At 67.6% G+C, this 13,549-nt stretch carries 18 protein-coding genes; 10 read left to right on the forward strand and 8 right to left on the reverse strand.

Features of this window, described 5'->3' with window-relative positions:
- Positions 1-206: 206 nt before the first annotated feature.
- Positions 207-1,874 carry an energy-dependent translational throttle protein EttA gene (gene ettA, locus ACTIEF_RS14590; RefSeq protein ID WP_439472865.1) on the reverse strand — a complete coding sequence of 556 codons (1,668 nt, stop codon included), beginning with the start codon at positions 1,872-1,874 and terminating at the stop codon, positions 207-209.
- A 109-nt stretch (positions 1,875-1,983) separates the two neighbouring features.
- Here ettA and ACTIEF_RS14595 point away from each other — a divergent pair, with 109 nt between their 5' ends.
- On the forward strand, positions 1,984-2,256 hold the full coding sequence (locus ACTIEF_RS14595; RefSeq protein WP_439472866.1) for a hypothetical protein: 273 nt from the start codon (positions 1,984-1,986) through the stop codon (positions 2,254-2,256).
- Between the two features lie 117 nt (positions 2,257-2,373).
- Here ACTIEF_RS14595 and ACTIEF_RS14600 read toward each other — a convergent pair whose 3' ends face one another.
- Both ACTIEF_RS14600 and ACTIEF_RS14605 read right to left on the reverse strand, forming a co-directional pair.
- Positions 2,374-2,499 (reverse strand): hypothetical protein, encoded by a 126-nt coding sequence (locus ACTIEF_RS14600; protein WP_439472867.1) that lies wholly within the window; start codon positions 2,497-2,499, stop codon positions 2,374-2,376.
- Between the two features lie 88 nt (positions 2,500-2,587).
- Complete coding sequence (locus tag ACTIEF_RS14605; RefSeq protein WP_439472868.1) at positions 2,588-3,340, reverse strand: 3-oxoacyl-ACP reductase family protein; 753 nt, start codon at positions 3,338-3,340, stop codon at positions 2,588-2,590.
- Between the two features lie 122 nt (positions 3,341-3,462).
- On the opposite strand from ACTIEF_RS14605, the gene ACTIEF_RS14610 reads away from it, so the two are divergent.
- From ACTIEF_RS14610 to ACTIEF_RS14620, 3 genes are all read left to right on the forward strand, one after another.
- On the forward strand, positions 3,463-4,062 hold the full coding sequence (locus tag ACTIEF_RS14610; protein ID WP_439472869.1) for a TetR/AcrR family transcriptional regulator: 600 nt from the start codon (positions 3,463-3,465) through the stop codon (positions 4,060-4,062).
- A gap of 99 nt (positions 4,063-4,161) precedes the next feature.
- Positions 4,162-5,451, forward strand: coding sequence for a serine hydrolase domain-containing protein (locus tag ACTIEF_RS14615; RefSeq protein ID WP_439472870.1), 1,290 nt, complete (start codon positions 4,162-4,164; stop codon positions 5,449-5,451).
- Positions 5,448-5,942 (forward strand): MarR family winged helix-turn-helix transcriptional regulator, encoded by a 495-nt coding sequence (locus ACTIEF_RS14620; protein ID WP_439472871.1) that lies wholly within the window; start codon positions 5,448-5,450, stop codon positions 5,940-5,942. Before ACTIEF_RS14615 ends, ACTIEF_RS14620 begins: the two co-directional genes overlap by 4 nt.
- Here the strand turns inward: ACTIEF_RS14620 and ACTIEF_RS14625 are convergent.
- Complete coding sequence (locus tag ACTIEF_RS14625; RefSeq protein ID WP_439472872.1) at positions 5,933-6,544, reverse strand: TIGR02466 family protein; 612 nt, start codon at positions 6,542-6,544, stop codon at positions 5,933-5,935. The two genes, ACTIEF_RS14620 and ACTIEF_RS14625, sit on opposite strands and share 10 nt — an antisense overlap.
- A 149-nt stretch (positions 6,545-6,693) precedes the next feature.
- On the opposite strand from ACTIEF_RS14625, the gene ACTIEF_RS14630 reads away from it, so the two are divergent.
- Complete coding sequence (locus tag ACTIEF_RS14630) at positions 6,694-7,158, forward strand: GFA family protein (protein WP_439472873.1); 465 nt, start codon at positions 6,694-6,696, stop codon at positions 7,156-7,158.
- Here ACTIEF_RS14630 and ACTIEF_RS14635 read toward each other — a convergent pair.
- Together ACTIEF_RS14635 and ACTIEF_RS14640 are read right to left on the reverse strand one after the other, a co-directional pair.
- Entirely contained in the window at positions 7,148-7,510 is a 363-nt protein-coding gene (locus ACTIEF_RS14635; protein ID WP_439472874.1) for a hypothetical protein, read from the reverse strand. The genes ACTIEF_RS14630 and ACTIEF_RS14635 overlap by 11 nt on opposite strands.
- A gap of 29 nt (positions 7,511-7,539) precedes the next feature.
- Positions 7,540-8,193, reverse strand: a complete 654-nt coding sequence (locus tag ACTIEF_RS14640; RefSeq protein ID WP_439472875.1) for a tRNA1(Val) (adenine(37)-N6)-methyltransferase — start codon at positions 8,191-8,193, stop codon at positions 7,540-7,542.
- 221 nt (positions 8,194-8,414) lie between these two features.
- Here ACTIEF_RS14640 and ACTIEF_RS14645 point away from each other — a divergent pair, with 221 nt between their 5' ends.
- From ACTIEF_RS14645 to ACTIEF_RS14655, 3 genes are all read left to right on the forward strand, one after another.
- Positions 8,415-9,431, forward strand: coding sequence for a polyprenyl synthetase family protein (locus tag ACTIEF_RS14645; RefSeq protein ID WP_439472876.1), 1,017 nt, complete (start codon positions 8,415-8,417; stop codon positions 9,429-9,431).
- Positions 9,432-9,598: 167 nt separating this feature from the next.
- Positions 9,599-9,838, forward strand: coding sequence for an acyl carrier protein (locus tag ACTIEF_RS14650; protein ID WP_092312098.1), 240 nt, complete (start codon positions 9,599-9,601; stop codon positions 9,836-9,838).
- Positions 9,839-10,064: 226 nt separating this feature from the next.
- Positions 10,065-10,328, forward strand: coding sequence for a hypothetical protein (locus ACTIEF_RS14655; protein ID WP_439472877.1), 264 nt, complete (start codon positions 10,065-10,067; stop codon positions 10,326-10,328).
- Between the two features lie 60 nt (positions 10,329-10,388).
- On the opposite strand, the gene ACTIEF_RS14660 is transcribed toward ACTIEF_RS14655, so the two are convergent.
- Complete coding sequence (locus tag ACTIEF_RS14660; protein ID WP_439472878.1) at positions 10,389-10,736, reverse strand: hypothetical protein; 348 nt, start codon at positions 10,734-10,736, stop codon at positions 10,389-10,391.
- A gap of 252 nt (positions 10,737-10,988) precedes the next feature.
- On the opposite strand from ACTIEF_RS14660, the gene ACTIEF_RS14665 reads away from it, so the two are divergent.
- Both ACTIEF_RS14665 and ACTIEF_RS14670 read left to right on the forward strand, forming a co-directional pair.
- Positions 10,989-12,134, forward strand: a complete 1,146-nt coding sequence (locus ACTIEF_RS14665; RefSeq protein ID WP_439472879.1) for an MFS transporter — start codon at positions 10,989-10,991, stop codon at positions 12,132-12,134.
- A 9-nt stretch (positions 12,135-12,143) separates the two neighbouring features.
- Positions 12,144-13,169 carry a LacI family DNA-binding transcriptional regulator gene (locus ACTIEF_RS14670; protein WP_439472880.1) on the forward strand — a complete coding sequence of 342 codons (1,026 nt, stop codon included), beginning with the start codon at positions 12,144-12,146 and terminating at the stop codon, positions 13,167-13,169.
- Positions 13,170-13,175: 6 nt separating this feature from the next.
- Here ACTIEF_RS14670 and ACTIEF_RS14675 read toward each other — a convergent pair whose 3' ends face one another.
- A complete protein-coding gene (locus ACTIEF_RS14675) occupies positions 13,176-13,523 on the reverse strand; it encodes a TonB-dependent receptor (protein WP_439472935.1) in 348 nt (115 codons plus the stop codon).
- Positions 13,524-13,549 lie beyond the last annotated feature (26 nt).

Raw genomic sequence — 13,549 nt, forward strand, 5'->3', positions numbered from 1 at the left:
CGCGGCTTCGGCGTCCGGCATGGCATCCGTCGGGGCGGTCTCGATCAGGGTCTGGCTCAAGCGGGGTCTCGTTCAGGCGTGAGATCGCCCCATCTGACCGCAGAACCCGTCCGCCCGCCAGCCCTTCGAAGCTGACGGGCGAGACGAAAGAGGCGCCGACTGCCTTCGCAATCGGCGCCTCCTGAAATCCTGCGGAACAGGTAGCCTTACCGCCCGAACTTCTGGAACTTGATCCGGTGCGGGATCAGGGCGTCGGTGCCGAGGCGACGCTTCTTGTCTTCCTCATAGGCTTCGAAATTGCCCTCGAACCATTCGACGTGGCTGTCGCCTTCGAAGGCCAGGATGTGGGTGGCCAGACGGTCCAGGAACCAGCGGTCGTGGGAGATGACCACGGCGCAGCCGGCGAACTCTTCCAGAGCCTCCTCGAGGTTCTGCAGGGTCTCGATGTCCAGGTCGTTGGTCGGTTCGTCGAGCAGGATCAGGTTGCCGCCGGCGGCCAGGGTCTTGGCCAGGTGGACGCGGTTGCGCTCACCGCCCGACAGCTGGCCGACCTTCTTCTGCTGGTCTCCGCCCTTGAAGTTGAACGAGCCGACGTAGGCGCGGCTGTTAATCTCGCGCTTGCCGACCATCATGATGTCGGTGCCGCCCGAGATTTCTTCCCAGATGGTCTTGTTCGGATCCAGCGCGTCGCGCGACTGGTCGACATAGGCCAGCTTGACGGTCTCGCCGACCTTGATCGAACCGGCTTCGGGTTCTTCCTGGCCGGTGATCAGCTTGAACATGGTCGACTTGCCGGCGCCGTTCGGGCCGATGACGCCGACGATGCCGTTGGGCGGCAGCTTGAAGGTCAGGTTGTCGAACAGCAGCTTGTCGCCGTACGACTTCTTCAGGCCCTCGACCTCCAGCACGACGTTGCCGAGGCGCGGTCCGGGCGGGATCTGGATGACGGCGAAGGACTGGGCCTGACGGCTGTTTTCCTGCTCGGCGACCATCTTCTCATAGGCGGCCAGACGAGCCTTGGACTTGGCCTGACGGGCCTTCGCGCCCGAGCGGACCCATTCCAGTTCGCGGGTGAGGGCGCGCTGGCGGGCTTCCGATTCCGACTGCTCCTGAACGACGCGCTTCTGTTTGGCTTCCAGCCATGAGGAGTAGTTGCCCTCGTGCGGGTGGCCGCGACCGCGGTCCAACTCCAGCGTCCACTTGGTGACCTGATCCAGGAAGTAGCGATCGTGGGTGACCAGGATCACGCAGCCCGGGAAGTTCTCCAGGTGGTGCTGCAGCCAGGCGACCGATTCGGCGTCCAGGTGGTTGGTCGGTTCGTCCATCAGCAGCATGTCGGGCTTGCTGAGCAGCAGGCGGGCCAGGGCCACGCGGCGCTTTTCACCGCCCGACAGGTTCTCGACCGACCAGTCGTCCGGCGGGCAGCGCAGGGCGTCCATGGCCATTTCGATGCGGCTGTCGATGTCCCAGACGTCGCCGGCGTCGATCTTCTCCTGGAGGGTGGTCATCTCCTCCATCAGCTCGTCGGTGTAGTTCTCGCCCAGTTCGGCGGCGACGGCGTTGAAGCGGTTGACCCACTGCTTCTCCTCGCACCAGGCCTCGACGTTCTCGCGAACGTTCAGGGCCGGATCGAGCTGGGGCTCCTGCTCCAGATAGCCGCGCTTGATGCCGTCGGCGGCCTTGGCCTCGCCGGAGAATTCCTTGTCCAGCCCGGCCATGATCTTCAGCAGGGTGGACTTACCCGAGCCGTTGACCCCGACCACGCCGATCTTGGCGTCGTTGTAGAAGCTCAGCCAGATGTTCTCGAAGATCTTCTTGCCGCCGGGAAAGGCCTTGGTGAGGCCCTGCATCTGGAAAATGTATTGCTGCGCCATGAGGTGCGTCGCGCCCTGTCGTTCGATCGAATGGGGAGGTTGGCGCGGGATGTAGCCGCCGCCGTCGATTTGGGCAAACTTACAGGCGGAAAGCGGCGAGAGGACGACGATGGGGCCGGAATTCTGGGCGCGATGGGATCGGTGGGTCGACGCGCACCGTCGCCGGGGTTTCCTGTTCTATCTGCAGGTCTTCCCGCCGGCTTGCGCCGCGGTGGGGGCCTGTCTCGCTGTCTCCGTGATGATGAACCCTTTTACCCCGGATCGCGCCAACATGATCGCGATCGGCGTTCTGGCGTTCGTGGCCGGTGGGCTTGGGACCGCGCTTGTTCTTTATGTGCGGATGCTGGTCCGGCGCCTGCGCGCGCGTAATCGGCGTCGGTGACATACAACACCGGATGGCGCCGCTGCGGGCTGGTCTCGTAGCTGGCCGGCAGGCTGACGAAAACCTCATGGTCCCGGCCCGACACCGGGTCCGGCACGGTCCAGACCTGTGTGCTCTTCAGCACATAGGGCGCGCCTCGGCAGCGGGATCGCTGTTTGCTGGAGGCTGGGCGTCGGCCTGTTCGGTGCACGCGCCGATGGTCGTCGCCGCCAGCAGCATCATCGCCAGACCCAAAGCCTTCACGCTCGACTCCCCCACAGCTTCACCGTGGGAGCTTTGGGAACGATGTGGCGACGAGGGGGCGTTTCACCGCCCCCTCGCACACCCGTGATCAGGCCCCGATGCCGCCGTCGACCAGGATGCTGGTGCCGGTGATGTAGCTCGCGCCCGGTCCGGCCAGGAAGGCGACCGCCGAGGCGATGTCCTGCGGCTGACCGAAGCGGCCCAGGGCCGTGCCCGCCAGCAGGCCGGCGGCGTTCGGGCCGTCCGCCGGGTTCATGTCGGTGTCGGTGGCGCCCGGCTTGACCAGATTGACGGTGATCCCCTTCGGACCCAGTTCACGCGACAGGCCCAGGGTGAAGGCTTCCAGCGCCGACTTGGTGGCCGAATAGACGGTCACGCCAGCGAACGGCACGCGATGGGCCAGGACGCTGCTGATCGAGATCACGCGACCGCCTTCGCCCAGATGGGGCAGGGCGGTCTGGGTCGTCAGCAGGACGCCGCGGATGTTGACGTTCAGCAGGGCATCGATCTCTTCCACGGTCTGGTCGGCGAACAGGGTCCCGCCGGCGATCCCGGCGTTGTTCACGACGATGTCCAGCCCGCCCAGACCGGCGACGGCGCCTTCGACGGCCCGCTTCGGACCTTCGACCGAGCCCGAGTCGGCTTGCACGGCCACGGCCTTGCGGCCCAGGGCGCGGATTTCGGCGGCGACCGCCTCGGCCTTCTCGGCGGATTTCTCATAGCTGATGGCGACGTCGGCGCCGTCGGCGGCCAGCTGTTTCGCGATGGCGGCGCCGATGCCGCGGCTGCCGCCGGTGACGAGGGCGCGCTTGCCGGAAAGGGGGAGTGAGGAGGCGGTCATGTCGATGATCCTTGAAGCGTTCATCCAATCTGTATCGATTGGTACAGAATAGCTGGGTCGCTTGCCTGATCCGCGCAAGGGATTATGTAGCGATTGTTCTAAAATAAGGTCCGGAAGCCGCTATGGCGGGACGTCCCCGCAGTTTTGATCGCGATGAAGCCCTGTCCAGCGCCCTCGATGTGTTCTGGGCGAAGGGCTATGCCGACGCGTCCCTGAGCGACCTGACCTCGGCCATGGGGATCAATGCGCCCAGCCTCTACGCCGCCTTCGGCAGCAAGGAGGACCTCTTCCGTGAGGCGGTGCATCTGTACAGCGAGCGGGAAGGCGCGGTCCTCTGGCGGTCGATGCGCGAGGCGCCGACGGCGCGCGAAGCCATCGAGGGGCTGCTGACGGCCACGGCGAACGCCAGCGGTCAGTGCGGGCGTCCGCAAGGCTGTCTGATCGCCCTGTCCGGGGTGAACCCCGACGCCCTGCCGGACAAGGCGTGCAGCGAGGTGAAACAGGTCCGCGTCGATTCCCTCGCCTCGATGCGCGAGCGGCTGGAGACGGCCCGGGCGGCGGGCGAACTGGCCCCGACCGCCGATCCGGCGGCCATCGCGGCCTTCTATCTGACGGTCCAGCAGGGGATGACCTTCCGCGCCCGAGACGGCGCGGGACCGGAGGAACTGGCCGCCACCGCCCGCGCCGCCATGCTGGCCTGGGAGGGGCTGACCGGCCGCTAGGTTTTCGTGCTGGTCATTCTTCGAATATCGATATATGTAGGTACCTACATAAATGGCGGGATGGCTTCAGTGCGCATTCGAATGACACGGCGAAGGATGATGGGCGCCACCGCGGGGCTGGGGGCCTTGAGTCTGGGCGGCCTCGGTAGGGCAGGGGACAGCGGAGGCTCCATCGCGGCCCGTCTCGACGCCGCCGTCGAGCAATTGATCATCGATGCGGACTTCTCGGGCGCCTTGATGCTGAAGCGCGGCGACCAGATTCTCTATCAGCGCGCGGTGGGCCAGGCGGACCGGGTGTTCGGCGTGGCGAACCGTATCGACACCCGCTTCAACGTCGCCTCTCTCGGCAAGATGTTCACCGCCACGGCGATACTGCGTCTGGTGGAGCAGGGGCGGATCGACTTGGACGCCCCGATCCTGCGCTACCTGCCGGACTATCCCGTCCGCCCCATCGCCGAGCGGGTCACCGCCCGCCAACTGCTGTCCCATAGCTCCGGCGTCGGCAACTACTGGGAGGCGATCGCGGAGAAGCCCTCCCAGGCCTTCGTCGAGGCGCGCGACTTTCTGCCCCTGTTCGCCCATCAGCCGCTGGAGTTCACGCCCGGCGAGCGGTTTGGCTATTCCAACGGCGGCTATGTGATCCTGGGCCTGATCGTCGAGGCCCTGACCGGCGATGCCTACGCCGACCACATCAGGCGAACCCTCTTCGAGCCCTTGGGCATGAGCGGCAGCGGCGACTGGCCGCTCGATCTGGTCGTCCCGAACCGTGCTGACGGCTACACCCGCGACGAGGCTGTCCCGGGCGCCTGGCGCAACAACCTCTTCGTCAACCAGTTCCGGGGCAATCCGAGCGGCGGCGGCTATTCGACCGTCGAGGACCTGTCGACCTTCATCTCCGCCCTGGGGGATGGCCGGCTCATGTCTCCCCAGATGCGCGCCATGGCCACCACGGGTCTGTTTGATCGGGGGCGCGGGCGTTATGGCCTGGGGTTCGTGGAAGAGACCATCAACGGCCATCGGATGGTGGGGAACACCGGCGGCCATTTCGGCATCGCCGGCGAGGTCTGGCGCTATGAGGATCTGGACGTCACCTTCGCCATGCTGACCAATGGCGAGGTCGATGGGTATTGGGGCATGAATGTCGCGGTGAAGGACATCCTATGCGGACCGGGCCCGGCGACCGCCGGTTATCATCTGGGCATGGCGATGACAGCGGCGGCTCGCGACGACACCGTCGCCGCCGCCCGCGCCCTGTTCGACGCAAGGCCGCATGGCCTGCAGCCGCGCTTGGTCTTCGAGGTCGAGGGGGCCAAGGCGCGCCATCGCGGCAACCCTGAGCGCGCTGACCGGATCATGGCGATCGCCGCCATCGTGGAGCCGCCGGAATGACGGATCTGAAAGGCGGCCACGGCGCGGCCATCGGCGCCCAGTTGCGCCGCCTGTCGGAGCGGATCGACCGCGACGTCGGCCGCGTCTACGCCCGGCTGGGCATCCGGTTCGAACAGCGATGGTTCGGCGTCCTGAACCAGATCGTCCAGAACGGGCCGATGACGGTCGGCGATCTCGCCGCCGCGCTGCGCATCACCCACGTCTCGGTCAGCCAGTCGCTGCGCTCGCTGGAGGCGGCGGGCTATGTGCGGGCGCTGCCCGATCCCAAGGATGCGCGTCGGCGCAGGCAATCCCTGACCACCGAAGGCGAGGCGCTGGTCGCCCGCCTGACCCCTCTGTGGCTCGCCATGAACCGTGAGGCCGAGGTCATCAATCGCGAGGCGGATGACGTCGCCGCCCGCCTGGACCGGCTGGATCAGGCTCTGGACCGCAGCTCTCTCTACGACCGGCTGATCGCTGTGGCCGAGGTGACGGACGAGCCTCAGGCGTAGTTGAAGCTGATCGAGATACGCTCGGTCTTGGCTGCGTTGACCGGCACCTCATGGCGCAGCCAGCTTTCCCACATCAGGATCGTGCCCGGCTTCGGGGCCAGATAGACGAAGGGCTGTTCGGCCTCCGGCGCGTCCGGGCTGACGCCGGGGCGGGCCATCATCATCGCCAGCCGGGGATCCTCCAGCTTCAGCGCCGAGGCGCCGTCCGGCACCTCCACATAGATCGTCCCCGACAGGAAGGCGTGGGGGTGGATATGGCTGGTGTGGCCGCCGCCGGGCTTCAGGATGTTGACCCAGATATTGTCCAGCCGCGGCTTGCGCGCCAGATCGAAATTCAGAGCCTTGGCATAGGCTTGCGCGTGCTTGTCGAGATGACGCTTCAGCTCGGCGAACTCCGGCAGCCGCACCGGCAGATCGGTCAGGGAGCCGTAGGAGGTATAGCCGCGATAGCCGTGTTCCTTGCACCACTGACGCCCGGCCGTGTCCTCGGCCGCCAGCATCCGGCAGGCGTCGACCAACTCCGCATTGAACGCCTCGAACCCCGCCGAACCGGCGAGCGACGCTTCATAGACGTGGGTGACGAAGAGCGGGCGCAGGGACATGGGGGGTGGCATAGCTTGTCGGCGGGCGCGGGAGAAGTCGGAGCGTGGCGTTAGCACAGTCGCGCCAGCACCTGATCGGCCCGGCCGTTCCGATATCTGGCGGAAACCGGGAAGGGCACAGGCGTTTTAAGCCCTGAAAGGAGCCGCGCATGGATCGGTTCAAGGGCGGATGCCTGTGTGGCGCGGTCAGGTTCGAGGCGACCGGGCGGCCGTTTCGCGCGGGCCTGTGCCATTGCTTCGACTGCCGCAAGCACTCCGGCTCGCTGTTTCAGCCGACGGCCATCTTCCCGGAGGCGGCGGTGGTCGTTCGCGGCGAGACCCGTGACTGGGCCGGACGGCATTTCTGCCCGCGCTGCGGCTCGTCCGTCTTCGCGTGCACGGGCGACGAGATCGAGATCAGCCTCGGCGCCCTCGACGCGCCCGACCAACTGACGCCGACCTATGAGAACTGGATGGTGCGCCGCGAGGCGTGGCTGCCAGCTTTTCCGCTGGCCCATCACTACGCCCGCGACCGCGAAGGTGATGGGCGATCCGAGGACCAGGCGGCTGCCACTCCAGCCAGCTTCCCACCACAGGGCGCAGGGGAGGAGGCTACTGGTCCCTTTAGGCCGTAAGCGCGGCGGGGCGAGGACCGCGGGTGAACCAGCCAAGGGCGACCGGGATCAGGGCAATGAGGTCGGTGAGGTAGAATTCGGATTCCCACGGACCCTCCCAGTAGGGGCCGATATGGATCACCACGAGCATCAACACGATCCAGCCCTGGCTCAGCCTCACCGCCCGGAGACGCCGCCATGTGGTGACGATCAATGTGACGTAGACGGGCAGGCCGAAGATCAGGACCGCAGCCCAACGCGGTGCATCCATGGCCAGTGCGACCATCGGCGCCAGAACCAGGGCCGCGACCAGGATCGAACTGCGCCAGCGGTAGGAGACAGTCTCTTTGGATGAAGCGTCGGACGTTTCCATCCGATCAGAATAGCGTTGTTCCGCCGGGCTCACCACTCCAGCCCCGCTTCCCCGCGCAGGATCGCCTCGGCCTCCGCCGTGTGCTTGGCGCCGCTCCGATCATGCAGCACCAGCGGCGGCAGCAGCCTCAGCGGGGCCTTGCCGGTCTTGATCGCCTGCACCAGCACCCGCTTGGCCGGCTCGTCGGCGAAGGCGTGCACCGGGCGGATCGAGAAGGAGCCCGCCGTCTCGCCCAGCCCCGTCAGCAGATCGGCCAGCCGGTCGGCGCGGTGGATGACGACGATCCTGCCGCCCTCGCGCACCGACTTCAGCAGGAACCGCGTCCAGGCCTCCAGACCGTCATCGGCCATCCAGGCTCCGGTCTTGCCGGGGGCGGGCGCGCGCAGGGCGCCCGGGTCGTCGAAGAAGGGAGGATTCGACACCGCCCGGTCGAATACGGGCACGTCCAGCGCGCGGAATCCCTTGGCCACATCGCCTTCAACAATGGTGACAGCCGCTGCGTTCAGTTCGGCGTTGCGGCGGGCCAGCGCCGCCATGGCCGGATCGCGTTCCAGTCCTGTCAGGCTCAGCCCCGGCCGTCGCGCGGCGATCTGCATCAGCACCGCGCCGGCGCCACAGCCCGCCTCGATCACCCGCTCGCCGGGGGCGGCGTCGCAGGCGGCGGCCAGCAGGGCGGCGTCCATTCCGGCGCGGTAACCCCGGGCCGGTTGCAGCAGGCGGACACGTCCCCCGAGAAGCGCGTTCTCGACGATTTCTGATGCAGATTCAGTTGCGGATGCGACGGTCACGCGGCTTGACCCCTGTTGGCGCGATCACCATTGTGCGCCGCATCGTCGCCGGGCAAGGCGGCGGCTGGATTTTCAGGCGCGATCCTCCTCCCGCGCCGTGCCGAATGAGTATTCCGTTGGACGCTGTCACCGTCGCCGAAACCCGTCGCAAGGGAGACGTGGAGCCGTTGATCCGGCTGTCGCGCGACGACATGGCGGTGGTCGACGCCCTGATCGTCGAGCGCATGCAGTCCGACGTGCCGGTGATTCCGCTGCTGGCTGATCACATCGTGGCGGCGGGCGGCAAACGCCTGCGTCCGCTGCTGACCGTCGCCGCCGCGCGCGCTGTGGGCGCCCCGAACGGCATGGAGGCGCCGGTCCGTCTGGCCGCCTCGGTCGAGTTCATTCACACCGCCACCCTGCTGCACGACGACATCGTCGACGCCTCGGACCTGCGCCGGGGCAAGGTGGCGGCCCACCTGATCTGGGGCGCCCCGTCCAGCGTGCTGGTCGGCGACTTCCTGTTCGCCCGCGCCTTCGAACTGATGGTCGAGACCGGCCAGATGCGCGCTCTGGGCATCCTGGCCAAGGCCTCGGCGGTGATCTCCGAGGGTGAGGTGCTGCAACTGACCCGCGCCCACGATCTGGGGCTGGATCAGACGACCTATCTGCAGATCATCTCGGCCAAAACCGCCGAACTGTTCGCCGCCGCCGCCGAATCCGGCGCGGTCGGGGCAGGGGCTGACGAGACCGCAGTTCAGGCCGTCCGCGCCTATGGCCTGAACCTGGGCCTGGCCTTCCAACTCGCCGACGACGCCCTGGACTACGGTGGTCAGGCCGCCGATCTGGGCAAGAACACCGGCGACGACTTCCGCGAAGGCAAGGTCACGCTGCCGCTGCTGCTGGCCGCCGCCCGCACCCAGGGCCACGACGACGGCTTCTGGGAGCGCACCATCAACAAGGGCGACCGCCGCGAGGACGACTTCAAGCGGGCCCGCGAACTGGTTCTGGGCGCCGGCGCGGTCGGCGCGACCATCGACCTCGCCTGGGACTATGCCGATCTGGCCATCGCGGCCCTGTCGCCGCTGCCCGACGGCGAGTGGAAGACGGCGCTCGAACGGCTGGCCGATTTCGCCGTCAGCCGGGTCGCCTGACCCCATTCACAGACAGCAACGGGCTATTTTACCCCCGTATGGCTGTGCTAGAGCGCTGCAACCGGTCGGCGTGAGTCTTCGTTACAGACTTGCGCAGCCGCCGCCGTCGCCGTACGGCAAGGATTGAGACAACAGCCGCCATGGCGGCATCAGAAGGCAGAGACACCATGTCTGACACCCTGGAACGCGTCCGCAAGATCGTTATCGACCACCTGGACGCCGATCCGGACAAGGTCACCGAAAAGGCCAGCTTCATCGACGACCTGGGCGCTGACTCGCTCGACAACGTCGAACTGGTCATGGCCTTCGAAGAAGAGTTCGACATCGAGATCCCGGATGACGCCGCCGAGCACATCCAGACCGTTGGCGACGCCGTGAAGTTCATCGACGAGAAGCTGGCGGGCTAAGCCCCACCGGTTCTTTCGAACGGTTCAGAAGCCGCCGCGCGCCGAAAGGTCCGCGGCGGCTTCTTCGTTTCGGTCTCTTGCCTGCCTCAACTTGAGGTAACTTTTGCGAGATTAATTATATTCAGAGTTGTTTGAAAGCGAGGCGGGCGCTCCACTGACAGACGGGGTGTGCGCGATCCTGTGTGTCGCCCCGGTCCGGGAGGTTGGCTCCCGATTGGAGGAACTGATGAACGCTCTTCGCGATATGCGCCTGCGACTGTCGTCCGCCCTGCTGCTGGCCGCCGCGACGGTGGTTCTGCCGACCGCCGCCGCCGCCGATCCGTCCGATCCGGTCTGCATCATGCCGCCCGAAGACTACTGCAGCTTCATCGAGGGACATGTCGTCAACTCGCCCGGATACCGGGAGTGTTTCCGTCGAGCCACGGCGCTGCAGAACAGCGAGTACTGCAATCCGATCGACTGGAGCCTCAGCGCCGTCAAGGCGGACTGAGGTCGACAAAAGGCCCGCCGGTCCGGAGATCGGCGGGCCTCGCATTTTCGGTTCGCGGCCTTACGCCGGGCCGTCGTCGGGGATCATGTAAGGACCGCCCGGCGCGCAGAGGTACAGCGGCGTCTTCACGTCATAGCCGGCGGGCAGCCACGGCTCGTTGCGGAACACCATGCTTCCGGACTGGACGCAGGTGTCGGTTCCGCCACCGATCCAGGTGGTCATGCTCTCGTCCGAATAGACGTCGTGCGAATAGATGATCGGCCAGCACGGCCCGTTGTTCGGGTAACAGTACACGCCCGGATAGTAGGGATGGTACTGCTGCGCCGCCGTAGGCGCGGGCGCGGCCCCGCCCAGCGACCCCATCATCACGAGCCCCGCGAACGCGGCCCCCATCAGCTTGATCGACATGAATCCCTCCTGATTGCCGGAATGGCGAAGCCAGTAGAGGATAGTGTGCGCCGCAACCGCAAGGGGAAATCTTGATTTCTATCTAATCAGGGGTAGCGTGTAGAAAGCGGCAGGCACGGTGATTTCCTCTCTTGTGGTTTATCGATAAACCAAAAACAAGGAACGCAAGGCGTCGGTCTCCCCTGACGCCGACCTGAGGTCGGTCGCGCGTCCCTTCACGGCGGCCGACCTCTTCTCTTCCGGCGACTGATGATGGCGACCGATCCTGCACGCGCGCGGCTGGCGACCCGACTGGCTTTCCTGGCGGGAGGCTATGGTTTGGCCGGCTGGGCGCCTCTGGTGCCCTTCGCCAAGGCCCGCCTTGGGATTGACGAGGGTGTCCTCGGTCTTCTGTTGCTCTGCCTGGGCGTCGGCTCGGTTCTGGCCATGGGGCTGACCGGGGTGCTGAGCGCCAGGCACGGGCCCCGACCCATCATCGTGCTCAGCGGCCTGCTGATGGCCGCCGCCACGCCCTTCCTCGCCGTCGCCGCCACGCCGCTGACGCTGGCCCTCGCCCTGTTCGCCTTCGGGGCGGGGTTGGGGTCGCTGGACGTGGCCATGAACATCCACGCCGTCGAGGTGGAGAAGGGCGACGACAAGCCCCTGATGTCCGGTTTCCACGCCCTGTTCAGCATCGGTGGGTTCGCGGGCGCGGGCATGGTGACGCTCCTGCTGTCGCTCGGCCTGTCGCCCCTGATCTGCGCCCTGACCAGCGCGGCGGTCGTCGCGGGAGCCGTCTTCCTCGCCTGGCCGCGTCTGATGGTCTCCGCGCCTGCGGAGGAGGGGACGCCCCTGTTCGCCGTCCCGCGCGGGATCGTGCTGCTGCTGGCCCTGCTGGCGGCTGTCACCTTCCTGACCGAGGGGGCGATCCTCGACTGGAGCGCCCTGTTGCTGACCGGCGCGGGGCTGGTCCCGCTGTCGCAGGGCGGCGTCGGCTATATCGTCTTCGCCCTGGCCATGACGACCGGACGGCTCGTCGGCGACGCGGTGACGGCGCGGATCGGCGACTTCCGGACCCTGTTCTGGGGCGGGATCGTGGCCCTTGCCGGGTTCGGGGTCCTGCTGCTGGTCCCGGTTCCGGTTCTGGCCATCAGCGGCTTTGTCCTGATCGGGCTGGGCGCGTCGAACATTGTGCCGGTGCTATTCCGTCTGGCGGGCTCGCAGACCGCCATGCCATCGGCTCTGGCCGTCGCGGCCATCACCACCACGGGCTATGCGGGCATTCTGGTCGGCCCGGCGGGCGTCGGCGCCGTGGCCCATGTGGTCGGTCTTCCGGCGGCCTTCTGGGGGCTTGCCGCCCTGCTGGCCCTGGTCCCACTGTTCGCCCGCGTCGTGACCGCCTCCGGATGCGAGGGATAGGCCACAGGCATGAGCAGGGTGCAGCGTGATCGGGTCAGGCTGGAGGACGTGGCGCGCGCCGCCCGCGTCTCGTCCATGACCGTCTCCAACGTCCTGAACGACCGGGGCCGGGTCAGCGAGGACACCCGCGCGCGGGTGCGCGAGGCCGTCGCCGCCCTCGGCTATGCGCCCAATCTGTCGGCCAGCCGTCTGGTCGGGGCCAGCCTGTCCCGGGTCGGGGGCATCTATCCGGCCAGCGACTCCATCTTCCTGACCGGCCTGGTCGCCGCCATCGCCGCCGAGGCCGCGGGCCGGGGGCTGCAGCTCATCCTGCGGCCCGCCCCGCCGGAGGAGGCGGATCTGGCGTCTCTGGCGCAGGAAGTGGTCGGCGCGGGCGCCGAGGCCCTGATCCTGATACCGCCGTTCGCGGAGCGGCTGGACGCCGAGGCGTCCGTGGCCCTGGCGGTCCCGGTCGCGGGGCTGGTCACCGCCGCGCCCATGGCGGGCATGGCGACCGCCCGCATCGACAATGAAGCCGCCTCATCCGCCCTGACCGCCCTGCTGATCCGGGCCGGACACCGCCGCATCGGGGTGATCACCGGTCCGATGGATCACTCCGACAGCCTGGCCCGGCTGAACGGCTACCGGCAGGCCCTGCGCGATCATGACCTGCCGGTCGAGCCTCAGTTGGAGGCCCCCGGCGACTTCGGCTTCACCTCGGGCATCGCGGGCGCCGAGCGGTTGCTGGCCCTGACGGAGCCGCCCACCGCCCTCGTCGCCGCCAATGACGAGATGGCGGCGGGCGCCCTGTGGGTGCTGAACAGCCGGGGTCTCCGCGTGCCCGACGACCTGGCCGTCTGCGGCTTCGACGACACCCTGCTGGCGACCCGCGTCTGGCCGACCCTGACCACGGTGCGCCAGCCGCTGGCCGCGTTGGCCGGTCAGGCGCTGGAGGACCTGATGAAGGCATTCCGCAACCGGGGACGGCCATTCACCGGCGCCGATACGGTCCTGCCGTTTGAACTGATCGAGCGGGGGTCGACGCGGGGCGCCTGACCCGCCTCAGAAGGCCAGCCGCACCCCCGCCGTCACCGCGCGACCGCCCAGCGGGGCGCGATAGCGGAGGAAGGAAGTGTGTGGGCGGGCGTCCTCGTCGAGCAGATTGCTCGCCTCGACGAAGGCTTCCCATTGCCCGCCGGGCGCCGTGAAGGGGTAGGCCAGATGGGCGTCGACCAGGGTGTAGGCCTTCGATCGCGCCTCGTTCTTGGCGGTCTTGTCCTGCGCCTCGTGATGCACGGCGCCCAGGGCGGCGTTCCACGGTCCCAGCGCCCAGACGACTTCCGCGCCGTAGCGCGACACCGGCGTCCGGGGCAGGAAGGCGCCAGCGCCGCCCGCCTGTGTGTATGTTATAGCATAACGATTCTCAAGTAAGCTCT

This window comes from Brevundimonas sp. (assembly GCF_051858995.1).
Lineage (GTDB): Bacteria > Pseudomonadota > Alphaproteobacteria > Caulobacterales > Caulobacteraceae > Brevundimonas.

What these genes read in the sequence shown, in the direction of transcription:
- ettA (WP_439472865.1), bottom strand. Translation starts at nt 1,874, where the DNA reads ATGGCGCAGCAATACATTTTCCAGATGCAGGGCCTCACCAAGGCCTTT.
- ACTIEF_RS14595 (WP_439472866.1), top strand. Translation starts at nt 1,984, where the DNA reads ATGGGGCCGGAATTCTGGGCGCGATGGGATCGGTGGGTCGACGCGCAC.
- ACTIEF_RS14605 (WP_439472868.1), bottom strand. Translation starts at nt 3,340, where the DNA reads ATGACCGCCTCCTCACTCCCCCTTTCCGGCAAGCGCGCCCTCGTCACC.
- ACTIEF_RS14610 (WP_439472869.1), top strand. Translation starts at nt 3,463, where the DNA reads ATGGCGGGACGTCCCCGCAGTTTTGATCGCGATGAAGCCCTGTCCAGC.
- ACTIEF_RS14615 (WP_439472870.1), top strand. Translation starts at nt 4,162, where the DNA reads ATGGGCGCCACCGCGGGGCTGGGGGCCTTGAGTCTGGGCGGCCTCGGT.
- ACTIEF_RS14620 (WP_439472871.1), top strand. Translation starts at nt 5,448, where the DNA reads ATGACGGATCTGAAAGGCGGCCACGGCGCGGCCATCGGCGCCCAGTTG.
- ACTIEF_RS14625 (WP_439472872.1), bottom strand. Translation starts at nt 6,544, where the DNA reads ATGTCCCTGCGCCCGCTCTTCGTCACCCACGTCTATGAAGCGTCGCTC.
- ACTIEF_RS14630 (WP_439472873.1), top strand. Translation starts at nt 6,694, where the DNA reads ATGGATCGGTTCAAGGGCGGATGCCTGTGTGGCGCGGTCAGGTTCGAG.
- ACTIEF_RS14635 (WP_439472874.1), bottom strand. Translation starts at nt 7,510, where the DNA reads ATGGAAACGTCCGACGCTTCATCCAAAGAGACTGTCTCCTACCGCTGG.
- ACTIEF_RS14640 (WP_439472875.1), bottom strand. Translation starts at nt 8,193, where the DNA reads ATGGACGCCGCCCTGCTGGCCGCCGCCTGCGACGCCGCCCCCGGCGAG.
- ACTIEF_RS14650 (WP_092312098.1), top strand. Translation starts at nt 9,599, where the DNA reads ATGTCTGACACCCTGGAACGCGTCCGCAAGATCGTTATCGACCACCTG.
- ACTIEF_RS14655 (WP_439472877.1), top strand. Translation starts at nt 10,065, where the DNA reads ATGAACGCTCTTCGCGATATGCGCCTGCGACTGTCGTCCGCCCTGCTG.
- ACTIEF_RS14660 (WP_439472878.1), bottom strand. Translation starts at nt 10,736, where the DNA reads ATGTCGATCAAGCTGATGGGGGCCGCGTTCGCGGGGCTCGTGATGATG.
- ACTIEF_RS14665 (WP_439472879.1), top strand. Translation starts at nt 10,989, where the DNA reads ATGGCGACCGATCCTGCACGCGCGCGGCTGGCGACCCGACTGGCTTTC.
- ACTIEF_RS14670 (WP_439472880.1), top strand. Translation starts at nt 12,144, where the DNA reads ATGAGCAGGGTGCAGCGTGATCGGGTCAGGCTGGAGGACGTGGCGCGC.